At 68.0% G+C, this 4103-nt stretch carries 2 protein-coding genes and 1 pseudogene; 1 reads left to right on the forward strand and 2 read right to left on the reverse strand.

The window, feature by feature from the left end; genetic code table 11:
* Window positions 1-225: 225 nt before the first annotated feature.
* Together HO151_RS05045 and HO151_RS05050 are read right to left on the reverse strand one after the other, a co-directional pair.
* The gene (locus HO151_RS05045) at window positions 226-1227 is read right to left on the reverse strand and encodes a hypothetical protein (protein ID WP_173894906.1); all 1002 of its coding nucleotides are present in this window, start codon (window positions 1225-1227) and stop codon (window positions 226-228) included.
* Window positions 1224-3245, reverse strand: a complete 2022-nt coding sequence (locus HO151_RS05050; protein ID WP_173894907.1) for a hypothetical protein — start codon at window positions 3243-3245, stop codon at window positions 1224-1226. Before HO151_RS05050 ends, HO151_RS05045 begins: the two co-directional genes overlap by 4 nt.
* 247 nt (window positions 3246-3492) lie before the next feature.
* Between HO151_RS05050 and HO151_RS05055 the strand changes: the two are divergent.
* Window positions 3493-4103, forward strand: a pseudogene (locus HO151_RS05055) (IS5 family transposase); the annotation flags it as partial.

Genomic DNA, 4103 nt, shown 5'->3' on the forward strand with positions numbered 1-4103 from the left:
GCATCGTCACGCGGATGTCTCTGCCGGTCAGCGCGCAATGTGTCACCGCGGACGGGGTGGAGGGTGAGCTGGTGCCGGGATGGGTGAATCCCGTGGTGTTCGGGGGGGGATCACCCTGGGGGACGTCGCTGTCGTGGGGGGTGTCGGCGGTATCTGCGATGCCCTCACGGGGTGCTCCTTCTATACCCGCTGCGGGGAGATTGACAAGCGTCGACTCAACCTCGGTCACGCCCGCGCCAGGAACTCATCGACCGTGGTCCACGTCCTGACGCGCTCCAGCTTCTGCGTCAGCGGGTCCTTGTACTTCTGCGGCTCGCCGATCTTGCAGACGGCCACCGCGGACAGTTCCAGGTCGGCGTAGCCGGTCACGCCTTGTTCGCCTCTCACCCGGTCCAGCCCTTCCTTGGGAATCCTGACCCTGCCGAGACGGACCACGGCGCCCATCATGACTCCGCCTCGGGAGAACCCGGTCAACTGGTCCAGGGACCACTCCTCGATCAGGCCAGCGGCCGTTTCCTTCTCGTTCTCGCCCGTCTGCTTCTTGGCGTCTTCCTCCGTCGGTCTGGGGCCTGTCTGGCGGTCCGGTCTGGCCTTCGAGCCGCCCATGGTGCGTTCAGTGATGACCCGGGTCGCCTGGAGGGCGCTCATGCCCCGGAAGATGGCCAAGGGTGTGACGTTGGCGAGTTTCCCGTCTCCCGTGGGGCCCATCAGCTCCCTCATGTTCTTGTGCGTGTCGAGTACCACGCTGAGCTCGGCCAGGTTCTGCGGGTTCGTGTCGAGGCGTGTCTTCAGGTCCCCGAGTTCCTTCTCGGTCTGTTGGGCAAGTTGCTCGGCGCGTGCGAGGAGTGCCGTGAAGACCCTCAGGACGTCCTCGATGGAGAACCTTTTCGTTTTACTGATGGACGCCCGGTCCACCGTCATGACGAACAGTCCGGTCCAGGTTTCCCCGCCCGCTCCCTCAGGCTTCTTCAGCTTGCCTTCCTTGATGAAATGGTCCAAGAGAGGTTTCGCGTCCACGCCTTTCAGCCGCCTTTTTCTGTGGTAAAGGCCGGGCTTGTTCAACACCGCCGGCGCCGTCGTGACGGCTTTCTTCTGGGCGACGTCGGGTTGCCTTCCCAAGGATTTCATTCGGGTCGTGTTTGGAGCCGATCGCACGGCCGACCGCGGCAAGGCTTTCGGAGCCGTCGGCGTCTCCGGATCTGTCGCCTCCTCCGGCGGTATGCTCACGCGGCGCCGTCCACGTCGGCCGTGGCCGTGCGGGCCGTGTCGGAGTCCTTGCCGTTCCAGCTCGCCGTGTTGAGTGCCGCGTGGTCGATCTGGTTGACGATCTGGGGGTTGATGAACAGGGTGCGGTACGCCTCGGCGCGCTTGGGGTCGCCCTCCTTGGCGATCGCCAGCGCCAGTTCGATGCGCTGCGCCTCCAGTTCCTTCAGGGTGTTATCGGCTGCCTGGCCGCGGACGGACTCGTGCTGGAGGCCCAGCGAGTAGGCGTCCAGCCCCTCGCCCTCGCCGAGGAACGCGTCGACCGTGATGCCGTCGGTGCGCATGACGTGGCGTTCCGCCGACATGATGATGCCCGGTACGACGATGGGGCGGCCGTCGGACACCGTGTACGTGCTGGTGTAAGCGGGGTCGACCGCCGGGGCCAGTGCCGTGCCGTCGGGGGCCTGGGTGCGGATGAAGCCCGGGTGGGTCGCACCCGTGTGGTCCCGCACGCCTTGGACCAGGCGGAAGACGTCCTCGCGCACCCCGTCCCGCTGGGCAGGGTTGAGGACCTGGTCCAGCAGCGAGTCGATCTCGGAGAGCGGCACCTCCGCCCGGGACTCGTTGTGCCCGCTGAAGAATCCGATCCGCACGTCGACCAAGTGCAGGACGCTGACGTACTCCTGGTTCATCTGGCGGAAGAGGAAGTTGAGGGTGCGGCTGACGTTGATGTTCTCGATGGTCCGCTCGACTGCCGACTCCTCCCCCTCCTCCAGCTTCAGGTCCATGCTGGTGTCGACCGACACCTCGCGGCGCGCGGATGCGCGCGAGGCGTTCTTGCCGACCGCGTTCGTGAGGCTCTTCGCGAACTCCTGCCGCGCCGACGTGTTGCTACCGGCCACTCCCCCGCTGATCGACGCCGACGCGCTGCCCCAGCCCCAGGACGCCGAGCCGGACGCCTCGGCCGACGCGTTGTACTCGAAGCTGCTCGCGGAGTCGGACTGGTTGCCCCGCTCGGCGCCGACGGACTGCTCGAAGGCCCGCTCGCTCTCGTCGCTGGTCGAGTCCACGATGGAGGACGTCGACTGGATGCCCTGCGTGGAGCGCTTGTAGGAGCTGACGCGCATCGTCGTCTTCTCGCCCGGGAGGAGAGTGAAGGTTTTGATCACCCTTCCCGGGCCGTAGCGCACCGGGACCGACGTCAGGCGGTACGTCTCCACGACCAGCAGGCGCGGGCCCGTGTACTGCGCGTCCGGGATGAAACGGCAGGTGTACGGGCCGTCCCCGGTGCGCTGTGCGATGAGTTGGTTGCCCTGGTGCATCTCCATGATCACGGTGTTCAAGTCCAGCCGGCTCAGCGCCTCGCGCAGCGCGGCCAGCCCGTCGCTGTCCCGCGGCACCTGGAGAAGCGGGAAGACGGTGGGCGAGGAGACGCCGTACTCACGCAGGGCGGTGAACGCCTGCTGGATCCGGGCGGCGGGCAGCGCCGGCGGCATCGTGCGGCACGGCGGGGTGATGGCGCCGGTCAGCGCGTCCTGGTAGCCGAGGACGTACACCTGCTTGCTCGGGCTGTGCGGCCACTGGCGGTTGTCCGGCGTCACGGGCAGCGGCCGGCTGTCGACCCAGAACGACAGCAACTGGCCCGTCAGGATGTTCTCCAGCGCCGTACCCACGTCCAGGTGGAAGGAGAGCGTGTTGCCGTCGACGCTGAGCTGGACGTGCAGCACGGTGCCCGCGAAGCGGCTGAGCTGGTTGATCGTGGAGGTCGCCGGCGCGCCCCCGTTGAAGTCGACCTGCGTGAGGACGAGCCGGTCCTCCGTCGACACCTGGCACTGCACCGGGATCGGGGTCCCGCCGCCGGCCGACAGCCGGAACGACCCCGCCGGTATGTCGGCCCTGCGCTCCAGCCGGTACGTCACGCACAGCACCTGCCGCCAGGCCGTGTCCGGCAGTGTCAGCTCCAGGACGTTCGTGCCCTGATAGCTCGACGACTCCGGTAACGGACCGGTGATGTCCTCCAGACCGCCCGCGAATGCCTGCAAACCCTGCAATCCCTGTGCCCCCTGTTCTTCCTGCACCACGGCACCCCGTCCGTCTCTCGCGGCTCAGCCCGCCTCATCGTGCACTGACGCCACGTGAGGAATATGGGGCCGACCTCTTCCTTTGGCAAGAGGTGCGCACGCGGCGCGTCCAGGGGCCCGGCGAGGAGGAGGCCCGGTGCGCGGGCTAACTGATCGTTTCAGAAGAGTTGAGCTGCGGGCCTTGTGCTCGACGATCTTGGTCGGCAGGCTGTCCCGGGTACGTGCTGATCTTGTTCCTGACGAGTTGTGGGAACGGGTGGCTCCGCTGCTGCCACCCGCTCCCGAGCGGCGCCGTCACCATCCGGGGCGGTTGCGTGTTCCCGACCGAACGGCACTCGCCGGCGTCCTGTGCGTGCTGCGGACCGGCGTCGCCTGGCGTGACGTCCCCGCGGAGACGGTGGGCTGCTCAGGTGTGACGGCCTGGCGCCGACTACGGGACTGGACCGAGGCCGGCGTTTGGCCCCGCCTGCACGCCGCCCTGCTCAGCGAGTTGCGACGCGTCGACCTGTTGGACCTGGACGACTGCGCCGTGGACGGCTCACACATCCGGGCTCTCAAAGGGGGGATCACGTCGGTCCCTCGCCCGTCGACCGCGCCCGTCCCGGCTCCAAGCACCATCTGATCGTCGACCGCCACGGAACACCGCTCGCCGTCACGCTCACCGGCGGCAGCCGACACGACGTCACCCAACTCCTGCCACTGCTGGACGCCGTCCCGCCGATCCGGGGTCTGCGGGGACGCCCCCGCCGCAAGCCCAGACGGCTATACGCCGACCGTGGCTACGGCTTCGACAAGTACCGCCGCCTGCTGTGGAAGCGC

This window comes from Streptomyces sp. 8P21H-1 (genome assembly GCF_013302945.1).